The sequence below is a fragment of the Nocardia uniformis NBRC 13702 genome (assembly GCF_001613345.1).
Taxonomy (GTDB): Bacteria; Actinomycetota; Actinomycetes; order Mycobacteriales; family Mycobacteriaceae; genus Nocardia; species Nocardia uniformis.
The window spans coordinates 91,612-106,829 of sequence record NZ_BDCE01000017.1 but is presented as its reverse complement, the minus strand read 5'-3'; the positions used below and the strand labels follow the sequence as shown (position 1 = coordinate 106,829).

The window sequence follows — 15,218 nt, the reverse complement described above, 5'->3', positions numbered from 1 at the left end:
GGCCGGACGAGAGGACTGACTACGCATGAGCGACGAGCGGCAAATCCTCACTCCCGGCGAAACATGCTGGCAGATCGCATGGGCCTGCGCATCGTGGCAAGCTCGCGCGCTACGCCCGTCCCCGTGCCCGGCGTGGTTGCCGTTGCGGCAGTGGGGATTCCGATTACGCAGGCGACCATCCCGGTGAGTGTCAGCGCCACGACAGCCCAGAATCCGCCGCGCCACCCGGTGAAGTGGCTCAGCAGGGTACCCGCGGGTCCGCCCGCGACCATCGCCACACTGAGACCGCTCACCACCACCCCGGCCGCGCGGGCTTTGCGGTCCGGGGTGACCAGGCTGATCGCGGTCACCGACGCGATAGCGAAGAAGCCCGCGTAGGCGACGCCGGAAACCACCCGGGAGATCAGCAGCACCTCGTAGTCGCCGACGAGTCCGACGGCGATGCTGGCGGCGAATACCGCCTGGGTCGCCACCAGCGCGGCGCGGCGCGGCCAACGCAGACTGAGGACCGCGAAGGGCGGCCCGCCGCAGACGACGCCGAGCGCGAACGCGGTAATGAGGATTCCGGCCGAGGAGAGCGTCACCTCGAGGTCGGTGGCAACCTCGGGGAGTGCACCGGCCAGCAGGAACTCCGCGCTCCCCATCGCGAACAGGCTGAATCCCAGCAGGTACCCCCGCGGGCAGGCTGCCCTCCCGCACCTTTCCACGTGCCGCCCGGTGCGTCGATTCCGTTGCTGTATCCGTTGTTTGGTTCATATCGGATCACCTCCGCCCACGAGCTTCGGGACGGATTGGTTGACTGCACCCATGGATGATCAGCCGAGCGTCGGTGCCGTGATCGAGCAGATCGCTCCGCGCCTGCGACGGGCCCGCGAGCGGAAGGGTTTCAGCCTGGCGGACCTGTCCCGGATTACGGGCATGTCGACGAGCACCCTGTCCCGCCTGGAATCGGGCCAGCGCAAACCCAGTCTCGAACTCCTCCTGCCGGTCACCGTGGCGCTCGGAGTCCCACTCGAGGAGATCGTCGTCGCGCCGAGAATCGTGGACCCGCGCGTACCGCAGCAGCCCACCACGAAGGGTGGTCGGGTGCTGATCCCGCTGTCGCGCCATCAGGGTGACCCGCGCGCATACAAGATGACCATCCCCGCGCACGACGAAGAGCCCTTCCTGCGGACCCACGACGGCTACGAATGGCTGTACGTCCTGCGGGGGCAACTGCGAGTCAGACTCGGTGACCAGGACTTCGTCATGGGTGTCGGCGAGGCCGCCGAATTCGACTGCCAGATCCCGCACTGGTTCGGTGCCGCCGGACGCGGCAGTGTCGAAGTCCTCAGCCTCTTCGGAAAACACGGCGAACGCATCCACGTCCGTGCCCGCGCACCTCGGCGCTGAGAGCGCAGTGGTCGACCGCTCATCGGGCGGATTCAACCGCCGACGCGCCGGTCCGGACGGTCGCCGGTAGTGCCTGCACGACCGCAAAGAGGGGGGCTCGCCACCTGGGGGAGATACCCGAGCTTCTCGTAGCGTGATCGAGTCCGCTACTGAGAGGAATCGCATTGCGCGCCAAAGTAAGTCAGCGATCATTGGCCACCGCGTTGGTGGCCGGGGCGGTAGTGGCCGTCATGGCGACGGCTGGTGGTCCCACGGCATCCGATCGGGCCGAGCCGGGCCCGATCGATGCCGGACGGGCAGAGGTAATCACCGCCCTGGAGTGGCTGGTCGAGGGGTATCAGCTGCCCGGTGCGCAGGTCGTGGTCACCGAGAACGGCCGGGACTGGACCGCCAGCGCCGGGGCGGGCAACCTCGAACACGGCACGCCCTTCCCCGATGACGCCCGAGTGCGGATCGGCAGCAATACCAAGACTTTCGTGGCGACGGTCATGTTGCAGCTGGTGGCCGAGGGCAAGGTGGAATTGGATGCGCCGGTGGAGCGGTATCTACCGGGGGTGGTACACGGGCCGGGGATTGACGGGAATCGGATTACGATTCGAAATCTGTTGCAGCACACCAGCGGCATACCCGAATACGCGGCGGAGGAATCCGGGGTCGCACCAAAGCCGGGCCAGCTCGATTCCCATCAGATGCGTTGGGTAGCCACGGATATGGCCGAGGTGGTGCGCACGGCGCTGACCGCGCCCGCCGATTTCGAACCCGGAGCGCAGTGGGCGTACTCCAACACCAACTACGCCCTCGCCGCGATGGTGATCGAGCAGCTCACCGGAGCCTCGATCGGCGCGGAGATCGCCCACCGCATTCTCGAACCGCTCGGCCTGCGCGACACCTACTATCCCGACCCCGACGAAACCGATATCCGCGGCCCACATCCCGTGGGCTACAGCAAGATCGACGGCACACTGATCGACTACACGAGCCAGAACGTATCGTGGGCCGGTGCGGCGGGAGCGATGGTGGGAACCGGCGCGGACCTCAACCGCTTCTTCACCGCACTCCTGGACGGCGAACTGCTGCCGCCGGAGCAATTGACGGAAATGAAACACAGTATTCCCTTGGAGGTTCCGGGACCACGGATCGGTTACGGCCTCGGTCTCATATACCGCGAGCTATCCTGCGGCAAGGGCAGCTGGGGCCACGGCGGCGATATCGACGGATTCGAAACCCGCGGCGGTGTCACCAGCGACGGCCGCTCGGTCACCGTGAGCGTCAATCAGATCCCCGAGGCATCGGAAGGGATGGCCGACGTGATGAGGGTCGTCGACGCCGCGCTCTGCGCCACGACCTGAGCAGGTCGCGCGGCCGCGATCAGTACCCATCCGCGTGGCGCGCGGCGGTAATCAATGCGGTGGCAACGATGTTCGGGGAAGTGAGCGTCGCGGGACGACGGCCCGGCTGCTCGATGACCGGGATGACCAGGCTGCGGGCCGCCTCGGCGTATGCGCGGTACGCGTCGCTGAGTTGGACGTATGCTGCTGGCCCGGCCAGTGGGCTGTGCAGCAGGACGAATGTCGACTAACTCACGTATTCGTCGTCCGCGCACCGGGCAAGCACGCACCGGCTGAGCGGGGTTGCCCGGACCACCTGCGGCGCGTCACGAAACGCCAGGCGCAACACGCCTGGCGGGCCGGGAAAATTCGTACTCAGCCTGCGGTGCTGTGTGCCGGTGTTGGTTTATGGTTCATCTCGCTTGTTCATGCTGCTACTGGCGCGCCAGGGCTGGTTCGTCCTTATCCGGAGCGCGTGGCCGGTGCGGCACTCCCTGACGCGACCCCCGACCGCTTCGAAAGATCGAGGGAACCGTGCCTGTACCCGTGACTCTTGCCGGTCGCTTCGTGCGGCTGGAACCTATTGCACCGCACCACGCTCCGGGGTTGGCGGAGGCGGCAGCGGGACATCGCGACGATTATGCGTTCACCCCGGTGCCGCACGGGGTGGATGAGGCCATCGAGTACATCGCCCACGCCGTGGCCGGACATGCCGCGGGCACCTCGCTGGCATTCGCGGTCATCGCGGCCGCGAGTGGGCGGGTGCTGGGGTCGACCCGGTTCAGTCGGTTCGACTACTGGCAGGGTCCGGTGGTGTGGCCGGTCGTACCGGGGCTGCCGCCGGGGGATCCGCTGATGGCGACGCCGGATGCGGCCGAAATCGGCAATACGTGGCTCGCGCGCGAGGCGCGCGGGGCGGGGATCAATCTGGAGTCCAAGCAGTTGCTGCTCGCGCATGCCTTCGAGGCGTGGCGGGTACGGCGTATCACCATGCGCGCCGATACCCGGAATATCCGCTCACGTATTGCCATCGAGCGCCTCGGCGCGACCAGCGACGGGGTGCGGCGGGCACATTCACGCGGATTGGACGGGCAGGTGCGCAGTACCGCGTTCTACTCGATCCTGGACGAGGAGTGGCCCACGGTGAGCGCGACCATCGAGGGGCAGCTGACCCGCCAACTCAGCCGCCGTCCGGCCAAGGCCCGGGGACTGATCGACGCCTGATCGGGGCTTGTCGGCTCGACTATAATTCGCTGGTGTGCTTCGGTCGTCCGCCGAGCATTCGGTGCGCACAGCACCGACTCGGCGGGCGGCGCGCGATCGAATAGCAGCTGACATATCCGGGCCATTCTCGAAGGAGAAGCGGATGCCCGACCCCATGAATACGAAAATCTGTCTGGCCGATGGCCTTTCCGGCGTACCCATCGTGAGCCTGTTCCTCGTTCCCGAACCCCGGGTGCCCGGCGCCAGCATGCTACATCTGCTGGAGCAGGACCCGCTGTACGGCCGAGCGGTCCACCGGCCCGCCACGACCCTCCTGGAGTGGCTGGAGAACGAGGCTCCGGGCCGCCGGGCCATCGGAACCCGCTTCCTGGCCTACGCCTCCGGCGTACCGGATGCCGCCCGGGTGCACGCCATCCTGCGGGACCACTTCATTGCCGATACGACACCCCTGGGCCTCGATACCGCCGATCCCAATGAACTGACCCGACTGGAAATGCTGCCTGAGCATCGACTCGGACCCCGGCGCATCGACGATTTCCACGACCACGCCGTCCGGCGGGCCATGCTGGCGGTGTACCGGCACTTCGAGGTGGACCGGCGGATACCGCTCGTCTATCACGGTTACGCGGATCCGGTCGACGGCTGGTTCGAAAGTCCCGCCGCCCAGGCCTGAATCCGGTCAGTCCACCGGTACCAGCGTGTACAACCGCCACGGGCGCGGTGGTGCCTCGAAGCTGAATGTCTGCGCGTACATGGCTCTTTCGTGCCCGGTATCCGGCTCCCGTACCACCATTATCCGCTGCGCCGCCTCGGTATCGGTGAGCTCGCTGTCCCAGAGTCGATCCCAGTCCGTCGCGCGACGGCACAGGGTGAGAATCTCCGCCGCCCGGTGCGAGTCCGACACCCGCGCCAGCTGTCGGAACTGCTGCACCAGCAGCCGCGCCTCGTCCTCCCAGTCGACCAGGACGCAGCGGGCCATCGGATCCAGCATCATCCAGGTGAGCAGATTCGACCCGGCCTCCAGACCCGGGAACATCGCCACGGACGCCGCATTGGCGGCGATCACATCGCAGGTCCCGGCGGTGCGGAAACCGGCTGGGTACGGAAATGCGTGCAGTACCGCGAGATCGGCCGGCCGCAATTGCTCGGCGACCGGCAATATCGACGAAGAGAAGCACAACCCGGGCTCAGACACCCGTGCAGTGTGCTGCATCACTCTTCGTGATCTCTTCGTGTTCGGTTAAGTCAGATCACACCGATGAGACTTGTCGCAGAATTTCTGTCATATTGATCGTTCAACTAGTTCGGTTTGGCGTGAGTCAGTGTGGGTTCGGGGGTCGCTGCGCGGGTATGGCGGTCACAGGGATCGGAGTGCTGGGCTCACTGCACATCACCATCGACGGGGAACGGGTGCCTCCGGGTGCGCCGATGCAGTGCGCGGTACTGGGCAGGCTGGTCGCGGCCGGTGGCCGGGTGGTGCCCACCGACCGCCTCATCGACGATCTGTGGAACGGCGACCCGCCCACCAAAGCCGTTGCCGCGCTCCAGGTCTATATCCACAACCTGCGCCGCGTCTTCGAACCGGATCGCCCGCGCCGCGCTCCCGCCCGCATCATCGTCTCCGAATCCCACGGGTACGCACTGAATCTCGAACCCGCCCAGGTCGATTCCTGGCAGTTCGAACAGCTGCTGCGCGGACACGAGGCCGCCATGCGCGATCCGGCCCGACGTCCCGACCCGCTCGAACAGTGCGAGGTCCTCGATGCCGCCCTGGCCTGCTGGCACGGCGGCGCCTTCGAATCCTTCCCCGGAATGCCCTGGGCGGCGCAGGAAGCCGCTCGCCTCACCGCGCTGCGCCTGACCGCCCTGGAACTGCGCGCCCAGGCGTCCCTGGAGATGAGCCGCCCCGCCGAGGTGGTGCTCGGTCTGCGACCCATCTTCGAGGAGCACCCGGGGCGCGAGGAATGCGCGCGACTACTGGCACTGGCCCAGTACCGGCTCGGCCAGTCCCTGGACGCGCTCACCACGGTGCGGCGCTGCCGGGAATTCCTGAATGTGGAATTCGGTGTGGATCCGGGACCGGCCCTGAACGACCTGGAAACGTCCATCCTCACCCACTCGGTGGGGTCCGACGCACCGACCGCCCCCATCGAGATCCGGGTATCGGATCCCGCGGCGGACAGCGGATACAACCGGCAGCGTGCCGCCGTCCTGGCCGCCGCGGAGGCGGCGGCCATCGGCCGGGTGCGCCTGGTGTGGCTCTCGGGTGAGGCGGGTGCGGGCAAGACGACCCTCGCCACCGCCGTCACCGCCGGGCTGTCCGGACGATCCTGGACCACCGTTTTCGGGCGCTGTCCCGAGGTGGAGGACGCGCCCCCGGCGTGGGCGTGGGCCGAGGTACTCACCGAACTCAATGAGGCTGATCCGGAAACCTCCACCGCCGCCGACGCTTTCACACTCGCTCGGCGAGTGGTGCGGCACTGCCGCGCCGCCGCCGGACCGGTGGCCATTGTGCTCGAGGATATGCACGGCGCGGATACCGCGACCCTGCAGGTCCTACGGCAGGTGGTGAACTGGCTGCGTGATCGGCCCGTCCTCATTATCGCCACCGTGCGCGGCACCGAGGCCGGACCGAGCGTTCGCGATACCGCCGCCGCGCTGGCGCTTTTCACCGCCGACCGCATCGAACTCGACGGCCTCGACCTGATCGGCACCCGCCGGGCCGCGGCCGCCGCCGGACTCGTCGAGCCCGACGATCACACCGTGGAACTGCTGCGCCGCCGCACCGGCGGTAACCCGCTGTTTGTCCGGGAGTTGGCGAAACTCTTTGTCAGCCAGGGTATTACCGATGCCGTACCGGACGGGGTGCGCGATCTGCTCGGTCGCCGCATCGCCCAGCTACCCGCTGCGGTGCTCGATCTGCTCGAACAGATGTCGGTCTGGGGTGAGGACAGCGATGTGCGCACCCTCACCGCCGCTTCCGAACTCGCGCCGGATACCGTCATCGACCTGGTGGCCACCGCCGAACAGGCGCGATTGCTGCGCACCGAGCGCACCGGCCGCATTACCTTCGACCACGCGCTGGTGCGGGAGACCGTGTACTACGGCATCCCGGTACTGCGACGTTCCCGAATGCATTGGGCGGCATTCGAATTGCTCTGCGCCGAGCGGTGTGAGCCGAACGGTACCGCACCCCGGGGTCGAGACCTCGAGGTGCTGGCCCACCACGCGGCTCTCGGTGCCACCGCCGAAAACGCCGGTTGTGCCATCGAATTCGTACGCGCCGCCGCCCGCCGCTGCGATGAGCGTCGGATGCGGGCCGATGCGGTGCGACGCTGGCGCTCGGTACTGGTTCTGCATGAACTGTGCGGTCACGACGGTCCCGCGGCCGCACGCGCCGACCGCACAGCCGTGCTGCGGGCGCGTTGCGCCCTGGTCACCGCACTGGCCTACGACGGGCAGCACCCCGCCGCCCGTGCGGTCCGCGAGCAGGCCCTCGACCTCGCCGAGGAGCTCGGCGGTATCGAACTGCTGGCGCAGGCCGCGACCTGCTGGCCCACCCCGCTGATCTGGTCGGTGCGTGATTGGCACACCCCCGACCCCCGCATTCGGGAACCGCTGCGCAGTGCGCGGATGGATCCGGATCTGCCGGTGCGCACCCGAATCCCAGTGCTGGTCAGCACCGCTTTCGATTTCGCACTGACCGATCCGGCCGCCGCCCGTGCCGCGGCCGATGAAGCCGCCGCGCTCGCCGCACCGCTCGACGATCCGGAACTGCTGTGTACCGCGATCAACGCGCAGGCATTCGTCACCTTCACCGGCGGTGGATTCCTGCGAGCCCATCATCTGAAAAGCATGGCCGCCCAACTACTTCGGGTGGCCGCCGCAGCCGAGTTCACCGAGTTTCAGGCGCTGGCACACTATCTGCTCTTTCGCGCCACCCTCGCTGATGCGGACCTCGCGGCGGCCGCCGAACATGCCAGGTGCGCAGGCGAATACGCCACCGACGGCCAGCTGCGCCATTTGCTCGACGCCCTCGAACCCTTCGAGTTCCTGCTCGAATTGTTGCGCGGGGACCCCGAATCCGCCGAACGGATGCTGGAAAACTGGCGGCGCGACGGCGTGCTCGGGGCCGGACCACCCGCGGTCGTCGATGTCACCCGCGATGCACAGGCCCTGCATATCGGGCTGCTGATAGCCCTGGCCTGGGCGCGGGGCGGTGACTTCACAGCCCTCACCAGCGCCCTCGAGGAGCGCGTGGCGCTCGCACCCGACCTGTTCGCGCACGGATACGCGCTCGCGCTCCTGCAGTCCGGCGAGTTCGAGCACGCGCACCGTGTCCTGGCGACAGCGCCACCGGCCGGTCCGCCGTTCCGGGCCACCTTCATGGTGATCCAGGCCCGGATCGCGGTTCTGCTCTCCGATACCGCCACCGCGCGGGAGCTGTACGACGAATTGCTACCCAATGCGGGCACGGTCGCCGGACTCGAATCCGGCGCCGCCTACCTGGGCCCGATGGACGCGATCCTCGGCGAACTCGCGGCCGCATTCGGCGATATCGACCGAGCCGCCGCACACCGGGCCGCCGCCGAGGAATTGACGCAGCGGCTGCGCCGCGATGTTGCCCGAATACGCGCTGACCGTTCACGCTCGATCCCGCCCGGACGATAAGGGAACCGAATACGGGCGATACTCGTCCAATATCAGTGCGGCCGACAGTCGGCCGGGGGCAGGGAGTGGCATGAGTACACAGGAGTTGGCGCCGACCCGGCGCAGCGGCGGTTCCCGCTGGTTGGCGGCATTTGCCGTGCTGGCCACGGTCGCGATACTCGGGGTGGTCGGTGTGCTCTGGTGGCAGCAGGATTCCCCGCCCGCGCTGGCGGGGGAGCGGCTCACCAGTTTCCCCACGGTCGACCGGTCCGGGCTCGACGACACCCAGATCCGAATTGTCGAGGTGCTGCGCACCGAATTCGCGCAGCAGAATGACGGCACCGTGTACGCCGAGGGCGTCGATGAGCCGTGGTGTGCTGATTTCGTGAGCTGGGTAATGCGCGAAGCCGGGCAGCCGCTGGCCAATCCGAACTCGGGATCGTGGCGGATTCCCGGGGTGTACACGCTGACCGAGTACTACCAGGGGAACAATCGATTCGAAGCACCCGGATACCTGGCCAAGACCGGCGATGTGGTGCTCTACAGCGACGCCAGCGCCTTCAATCAGCACACCAATATCGTCGTGGCCGCCGATGGCGACGCCATCACCACCGTGGGCGGTAATGAGTTCGGGCGCATCACCATCCACCGATTTCGGCCCGCCGAGGTATTCGGCCTGGTCGGCTATGGCCGACTGTGAAAAATGACATTCCATATGCTGGAAATCATGCGTGTGTGCCCTAGGTAACGGCGGAATTACGTCCTACCATGGAGCGCGGCGGTGCCCGGCAGCATCGCCGACTGATCCCTGTCCTGCTGCCCCCTCATCGGCAGGACAGGGGTCCCCGCCCAACGAAAGCAGCTGGATGCCCTTACCGGACCAACCGACCTGGATCGAGTACGCCGAATTCGGCGAACGATTCGTCGAGGCGGCGGTCACCGAATCTCGGATCGAGGCGGCGGTCTCCGGGATGGCGGGTCGAGGGATGACCATTGGACCGTTCTCGGTCGGCCCGGCCGGACTCGCGCGCTTCATAGCCAAGGGCAGTGTCGGCAAACCCCGTATCACCCGCCGCGGGCCGCATGTGCACTTCGAAGTCATGGTGCCGGTGAGTTTGCGAGTCGATATCACGCTCGGCGGGCAGCGCCTGCGCCTGGAGGCGCTCGTCGAAATCGATCTGGATCTGCACGCGCGCACCGCGGCACCGCTACTCATAGTCATCGATATTCCACCGGTGACCGGTCGCGACGTCAGCTTCGTCATGCGTGCGCAGGCCATCGGCAACGCCTTCGAACTGCTCATCGATCCGATTGCCCGGATGGTGCAGCGCGAGGTCGCGAATCGGCTCAATGTCATACTCGCCGACCCGGATTCGCGGAGCGGGCGGATTTTCGATGTCGAGGCCATCATCGATGGCAGGCAGTCGCGACATCGCGTGCAGACGGAATTCGAGTGGATCGGCTACGACGAATTCGGCCACAGATTCTTCGAGCGCATCGTGACCGCCGATCGGGTGCGGGAAGTTGTGGAATCCATGGCGGGCCAACCCATCGAGGTGGGACCGCTGCGCACCGGACCGGGCAACGCTGCCGAGGTAACGGTGCAGGGCAGTATCCGGGTGCCGCGAGTGTCCGAGCGCAATGGCGAGACGGCCGAAATGGCTTTTGGCACAGCCGATTTGGTGGCTTTCGACCTGGCTATTCCGGTGAGTCTCGATATCACCGTCGATGTACTGAAGGCCAATAGGTACCGGGCCGAGGTGCTGGTGCCGCTCGAACTGATCGCCCGCGCCGCCGACCCGCTGCTGATCGTCATCGATACCGCGGCGCCTTCGGTCGAGGATATCGAGCTGGAGGTGATCGCCGAGGGCTGGCGGGCCCGCACCCTGGGCAAGCTCGCCAAGATCAATGAGCAGGTGGCGGCCCAGGTCGCCGCCGTGGTTCGCGGCGAGGTCGCCGACACCTCGCGCCGCACCATCGATGTGGCCGCCCGCCTGAACAGCATCGGTGCCTGACGGCACCGTCCGACACCTGTTCAAAACGCCACTACGTCTGACCGCCCCGCCGTGCCTGCGGGGAATGGCCCGCTGTGCGCCGTACGGTAGATCCGCACGTCCGTTAGATCCACTGCGCCCACCCTGGGACTCGTGAGGCACGTGTGCTCCATGAGCCTGGCGATTCCAATGTGAATGTGGTGAAATGAGGACACGTTCGGAGTCCCCGGCGCACTGATGGCGCGTTCTGTCATCGGGGAAGGTGCGCCGGGCATCCGCAGGTGTCAGTACCGCGTTGCGTTCCACCGCTCTTCAAAAGCTCCACCGCGTTTCAAGCTCTGGGTTCCATGCTCTCTGCTCGCCGTGTGAAGGAGTTCTGCGTTGGATATCCCTGCCGTCAACCGCCGCGACTTCCTTGCCCGTGCAGCCGCGATCGCCGGGGGCGCGGCGGCCCTCACCGTGGCCGGAGCGAGCCTCGCGCCCACCGCGTCGGCCCGATCGTCACTCGGCACCCTGCTCGACTACGCGGGCGGTGTCCCCGACGCCCAATCCATCGCCGATGCCGGACATATCGGCGTTATCCGCTACGTCTCCGACCGGCGGCCGGGGGCGGAGTGGATGGCGGGAAAGCCATTATTGGCCGGGGAGGTCGACGCGCTGCGCGCGTTGGGTCTGACCATTGTGTCCAATTACCAGTTCGGCAAGGGTCCGACCGCGGATTGGCGCGGCGGACTGGAGGCCGGCAAGCAACACGCCGAACGTGGCATCACCCTGCACAATGCGGCGGGTGGGCCCGATACCGCGCCCATCTACGCCTCCATCGACGACAACCCCGACGACTGGGAGTTCGAGAATCTCATCGCGCCCTATCTGGAGGGTTGGGAGTCGGTGATCGGTAGCGAGCGCACCGGCGTCTACGCCAATAGCCCGACCATCGACTGGGCCCGCGCCGCGGGTCTGGGTTCCTGGTTCTGGCAACACAATTGGGGTACGCCGACCGGATTCGTACATCCGGACGCGCACCTGCACCAGTTCGAGATCGACAAGCGCAGCGTCGGTGGCGTGGGCGTGGACGTCAATGCCGTGCTGTCACCCGACTATGGGCAGTGGTAGGCGAAAACCCTTGTCGGCCAGATAGTTCTACGTCTGGCAATGCGAGGTCGGGTCCTGCCGCAGGCCCGGTTCGTCGGGCACCACCCGAAGCGCGGGGCGGCCCTCCATATCGACCAGTTCGGCGGTGCCGACCGCCTTCCCGCCATTGCTCAGCGCGACGCGGTCACCGTGCCAGGAGAACAGCGACCAGCGTGACATGGCCGAGAACGCCGACCCGAGGCTGGCGAACGAGCCCGACGAGATAATCGATCCGAATGAACCCACGGACCCGATCGACAGCACCGATCCGACACTGCCGATGGACAGCACCGAATAGGCCGACCCGATCGACAGAATCGAGCCCTCCGAGCGGATCGACAGAATCGACCGGCGCGAATGCAGCCCCTGCACAGTGTCTTTCACAGCCGCCATACAGCCGGTTTACCACAGTGGGGTGCCCATCGAAACACTTCGGCCGGGATCCATTGCTGGATCCCGGCCGAAGTAGAGCCGTAATGGGGTAGCCGCACCGCGCCTACGCGACGGTGAAGAATCCGATCGTCGGCAGGAACGAGCAGGTGATCGGCGCGGATTCGGCGTCGGCCTGGGTGGTCAGCGAACCGGAGACCACCGCGACCACGCGGCCGTTGCCGGTATCGGCAATGGCCGACAGGGTGGCCGGGCCATCCGGGTTGATCTTGGCGGCATCGGTCAGCGCCATGGTGCCGGACTGGCGCGTGTCGAGGTTCAGCCACTGCACGGTCATCGGCGGGTTCTGCGTCTCGGTGGGCTTCTTGGTGCCCAGCGCGGTGAACACGAAACCGGCCTGGCCGGCCTGCGGGCCGGGCGGGGGGAGCTGCGCGGGTCCGGCGACGGCCAGCGCGGTACCGATCGAGTCGGCGGATTCGGAGATGCAGCCCTTACCGATGGTCGGCCACAGGAACTGGGCGATGACCGGGCCGTCCTCCGGAACGTCGACGCCGCCGCCACCGCTACCGTCGAGGAACGTAATGATCCGCTCCAGGGTCGACTTGATCTGCGGGGGCAGATTGATCGTGGAGAGGATCTGTCGGGCCTGATCGAGGAGTGCCTGTTGCGGGCTCGCCGCGATGTCGGCAGGACCGGCGGCCGCACCGATAATGGCGGGCACCAGCGAGGCCAGCGCCTCGACCGGCACGCCCTCGGGGATAACCGGCACAGAGGCGACGCTCTGCGCGGCGGGTGCTGGCTGGGCGGACGCTGTCGGCACGGCGATGGTGGCGCAGGCTGCCACGGCCAACGCGGTGATTGCGAACCGCGATCCTCTGGTGCGAAGCATCTGGTGTGGCCGTCCTTAACTCGGGTACAACTGCGGCGACGGGGACATCGCTGCGGTCACTCTAGGGACCCGGCTGCCCTGTTGTACAGCCAAGGTGTGATCTTGCTGTCCCTGCTCGGAACAAGCTATCGGACGAGCGTTCATTTTGCATGTGACTGCTGTGGTCAGTGATGCAGATGTTACACCTGGACCTGGTATTTCCGAGGCAACACGAACCGACGAAAATGTGCGGAGAAATTATTGGCAGCGAGGGAGCGACACCGCCTCCGACGGGCACCGCTACTCTTTGTCGGGGCCGCAAACCCGCTCATCGGTCGCCGATCCTGGGCCGGTGATCCCGCATCACCCGACCGGAAAGTCCGCGCCGTGCATCGACACCTCCGACTCGCCGTCGCGGTATTGGCCCTCTCGGTGCTGGCGCGGTTGCTGTGGGTACTGCTGTCGCCGAACGGTATGAACTTCGTCGATCTGCACGTGTACGTGGACGGGTCGGCGGCACTGCTCACCGGCCACCTCTACGACTTCACCTACTCGGAGGTGACGCCCGACTTCCCGCTGCCCTTCACCTATCCGCCGTTCGCGGCGGTGGTGTTCTTCCCGCTGCACTACCTGCCGTTCCCGGTGGTCGCGGTCGGCTGGCTGCTGCTGACGGTGGCGGCGCTGTACTGGGTCGTGCGAATCGCGCTCGAGTTGCTCCTGGGTGAACGGGTGCGGGAACCACGCTGGCGCGCAGTGGTGGTCGGGTGGACAGCGGTCGGCGTGTGGATGGAGCCGGTGCGCACCACCCTCGACTACGGGCAGGTCAATGTATTCCTGGTGCTGGGGGCCATGCTGGCGGTGCGCAGTGCCCGCTGGTGGATCTCGGGAACGCTGGTCGGCGTCATCGCCGGGATCAAACTCACCCCGGCGATTACCGGTCTCTACTTCGTGGCGCGGCGACGGTGGTGGACGGCGGTGTGGTCGGCGCTGGTATTCGCGGGCACCGTCGGCATCAGCTTCCTGATCAACAAGGCCGAGGCCGAACGGTACTTCGGCACCCTGCTCGGCGACGCGGACCGGATCGGGCCGGTCGGGTCGGTGTGGAATCAGTCACTGCGCGGCGCGATCAGCCGCATCCTCGGACATGACGTGGAATCGGGGCCGTGGTGGATGGCCGCGGTGCTGCTCACGGCCGTATTGGCCTACTTCGCCTGGCGGGCGCTGGGCCCGGACGACCGCCTGGGCACCCTCATTATCGTGCAGTTCTTCGGCCTGATGGTGTCGCCCATCTCCTGGTCGCACCACTTCGTCTGGCTCATTCCGACCGTGCTGTGGCTGATCTACGGGCCGTTGCGCGAAGCGGTGAGCGCCCGGATCCTCGCCGGATACTGGCTGGTCACCGCACTGATCGGGGTGCCCTGGGTGTTGTCGTTCGCGCAGCCGGATATCTGGACCATCTCGCGGCCGGGCATCCTCGCCTGGCTGGGCGCGGTCGATGTGATCGGTGTGCTGGCCTTCTTCGCCTGGATCATCTGGACGGGTCGGCGCGAGCGTCAGAGCCCGGAGGAGGCAGCCCGCGTAACCTCGCAGCGCCCCGCGCGCGCCGAATAAGACGCCGAATAGGACACAGCCTCAGCTCTGCGACGTCAGCAGATCGATCTCGTGAGCGAGCGCCATATCCAGCTGGGTGAGTCCGCCCGCCGAATGGGTGGAGAGGGTGAAAGTGACTCGCCGCCAACGGATATCGATATCGGGATGGTGATTGGCGGCCTCGGCGGCGACGGCGACCCGGCGGACCAGTTCGATTCCGGCCAGGAACGACGGGGCCTCGATGGTGCGCGCAATGCTCGCGCCCGTGTGGATCCAGTCGGGCAGATCGGTCAGCGCCTTGGCGATTTCGTCTCGGGAGAGCAGCTCGGTACTCATGATCCCGGTCTACGCCTTCTGGCCGACGGATGGGCGGACTTGCGGGAAATGTCGTGAAAAGGACGCGTTCGCGCACCGGAAGTCAGCGCGCGCGAGCCACTTTCAGCGCCTTCTTCAGGTCCTTGCCGCAGACACCCGCGGCTTCGCACTTCTTCATCCGCATGATGACCACGGGGCATTTGAAGCATCGCGTCTTCTTGCGACAGCACTTGTTCTTGGGTTTCAAACCCGAGACGTGCTTGGCCTTCACCTTCTTCCCCATGTTGGTTAGCTTAACCTAAGTGGCAGTCGTCAAACGTGTGAGTTGGGACAGCC

General features: G+C 66.8%; 15 protein-coding genes. 9 read left to right on the top strand and 6 right to left on the bottom strand.

The window, feature by feature from the left end; genetic code table 11:
• Positions 1-47: 47 nt before the first annotated feature.
• Entirely contained in the window at positions 48-707 is a 660-nt protein-coding gene (locus NU1_RS04760) for an MFS transporter (protein WP_281221085.1), read from the bottom strand.
• 100 nt (positions 708-807) lie between these two features.
• On the opposite strand from NU1_RS04760, the gene NU1_RS04755 reads away from it, so the two are divergent.
• The 4 genes from NU1_RS04755 to NU1_RS04740 all read left to right on the top strand — a co-directional run bounded on the left by NU1_RS04755 (position 808) and on the right by NU1_RS04740 (position 4,617).
• Positions 808-1,392 (top strand): helix-turn-helix domain-containing protein, encoded by a 585-nt coding sequence (locus NU1_RS04755; protein WP_067517754.1) that lies wholly within the window; start codon positions 808-810, stop codon positions 1,390-1,392.
• Between the two features lie 164 nt (positions 1,393-1,556).
• On the top strand, positions 1,557-2,741 hold the full coding sequence (locus NU1_RS04750) for a serine hydrolase domain-containing protein (protein ID WP_245719946.1): 1,185 nt from the start codon (positions 1,557-1,559) through the stop codon (positions 2,739-2,741).
• A 513-nt stretch (positions 2,742-3,254) separates the two neighbouring features.
• Positions 3,255-3,944 carry a GNAT family N-acetyltransferase gene (locus NU1_RS04745; RefSeq protein ID WP_067517752.1) on the top strand — a complete coding sequence of 230 codons (690 nt, stop codon included), beginning with the start codon at positions 3,255-3,257 and terminating at the stop codon, positions 3,942-3,944.
• A 142-nt stretch (positions 3,945-4,086) separates the two neighbouring features.
• Positions 4,087-4,617: a hypothetical protein gene (locus tag NU1_RS04740; RefSeq protein WP_067517750.1), complete on the top strand. Its 531-nt coding sequence runs from the start codon at positions 4,087-4,089 to the stop codon at positions 4,615-4,617.
• 6 nt (positions 4,618-4,623) lie between these two features.
• Here the strand turns inward: NU1_RS04740 and NU1_RS04735 are convergent, their stop codons facing one another.
• Positions 4,624-5,139 (bottom strand): MmyB family transcriptional regulator, encoded by a 516-nt coding sequence (locus NU1_RS04735; protein WP_169814997.1) that lies wholly within the window; start codon positions 5,137-5,139, stop codon positions 4,624-4,626.
• Between the two features lie 155 nt (positions 5,140-5,294).
• On the opposite strand from NU1_RS04735, the gene NU1_RS04730 reads away from it, so the two are divergent.
• The 4 genes from NU1_RS04730 (at position 5,295) to NU1_RS04715 (ending at position 11,701) form a co-directional block, all read left to right on the top strand.
• The gene (locus NU1_RS04730; protein WP_067517746.1) at positions 5,295-8,615 is read left to right on the top strand and encodes an ATP-binding protein; all 3,321 of its coding nucleotides are present in this window, start codon (positions 5,295-5,297) and stop codon (positions 8,613-8,615) included.
• 70 nt (positions 8,616-8,685) lie between these two features.
• Positions 8,686-9,294 (top strand): CHAP domain-containing protein, encoded by a 609-nt coding sequence (locus NU1_RS04725; protein WP_067517744.1) that lies wholly within the window; start codon positions 8,686-8,688, stop codon positions 9,292-9,294.
• A 166-nt stretch (positions 9,295-9,460) separates the two neighbouring features.
• Positions 9,461-10,609: a hypothetical protein gene (locus NU1_RS04720; protein WP_067517742.1), complete on the top strand. Its 1,149-nt coding sequence runs from the start codon at positions 9,461-9,463 to the stop codon at positions 10,607-10,609.
• 360 nt (positions 10,610-10,969) lie between these two features.
• Positions 10,970-11,701 (top strand): DUF1906 domain-containing protein, encoded by a 732-nt coding sequence (locus tag NU1_RS04715; protein ID WP_067517740.1) that lies wholly within the window; start codon positions 10,970-10,972, stop codon positions 11,699-11,701.
• A gap of 27 nt (positions 11,702-11,728) precedes the next feature.
• On the opposite strand, the gene NU1_RS04710 is transcribed toward NU1_RS04715, so the two are convergent.
• Positions 11,729-12,112, bottom strand: coding sequence for a hypothetical protein (locus tag NU1_RS04710; RefSeq protein WP_067517738.1), 384 nt, complete (start codon positions 12,110-12,112; stop codon positions 11,729-11,731).
• Between the two features lie 103 nt (positions 12,113-12,215).
• Positions 12,216-12,998 carry an Rv1157c family protein gene (locus NU1_RS04705; protein WP_067517736.1) on the bottom strand — a complete coding sequence of 261 codons (783 nt, stop codon included), beginning with the start codon at positions 12,996-12,998 and terminating at the stop codon, positions 12,216-12,218.
• A 309-nt stretch (positions 12,999-13,307) separates the two neighbouring features.
• Here NU1_RS04705 and NU1_RS04700 point away from each other — a divergent pair, with 309 nt between their 5' ends.
• The gene (locus NU1_RS04700) at positions 13,308-14,588 is read left to right on the top strand and encodes a mannosyltransferase (RefSeq protein WP_084520984.1); all 1,281 of its coding nucleotides are present in this window, start codon (positions 13,308-13,310) and stop codon (positions 14,586-14,588) included.
• 21 nt (positions 14,589-14,609) lie between these two features.
• Here NU1_RS04700 and NU1_RS04695 read toward each other — a convergent pair whose 3' ends face one another.
• Entirely contained in the window at positions 14,610-14,903 is a 294-nt protein-coding gene (locus NU1_RS04695; RefSeq protein ID WP_067517732.1) for a 4a-hydroxytetrahydrobiopterin dehydratase, read from the bottom strand.
• Positions 14,904-14,985: 82 nt separating this feature from the next.
• Positions 14,986-15,165, bottom strand: coding sequence for a hypothetical protein (locus NU1_RS04690; protein WP_067517730.1), 180 nt, complete (start codon positions 15,163-15,165; stop codon positions 14,986-14,988).
• Positions 15,166-15,218 lie beyond the last annotated feature (53 nt).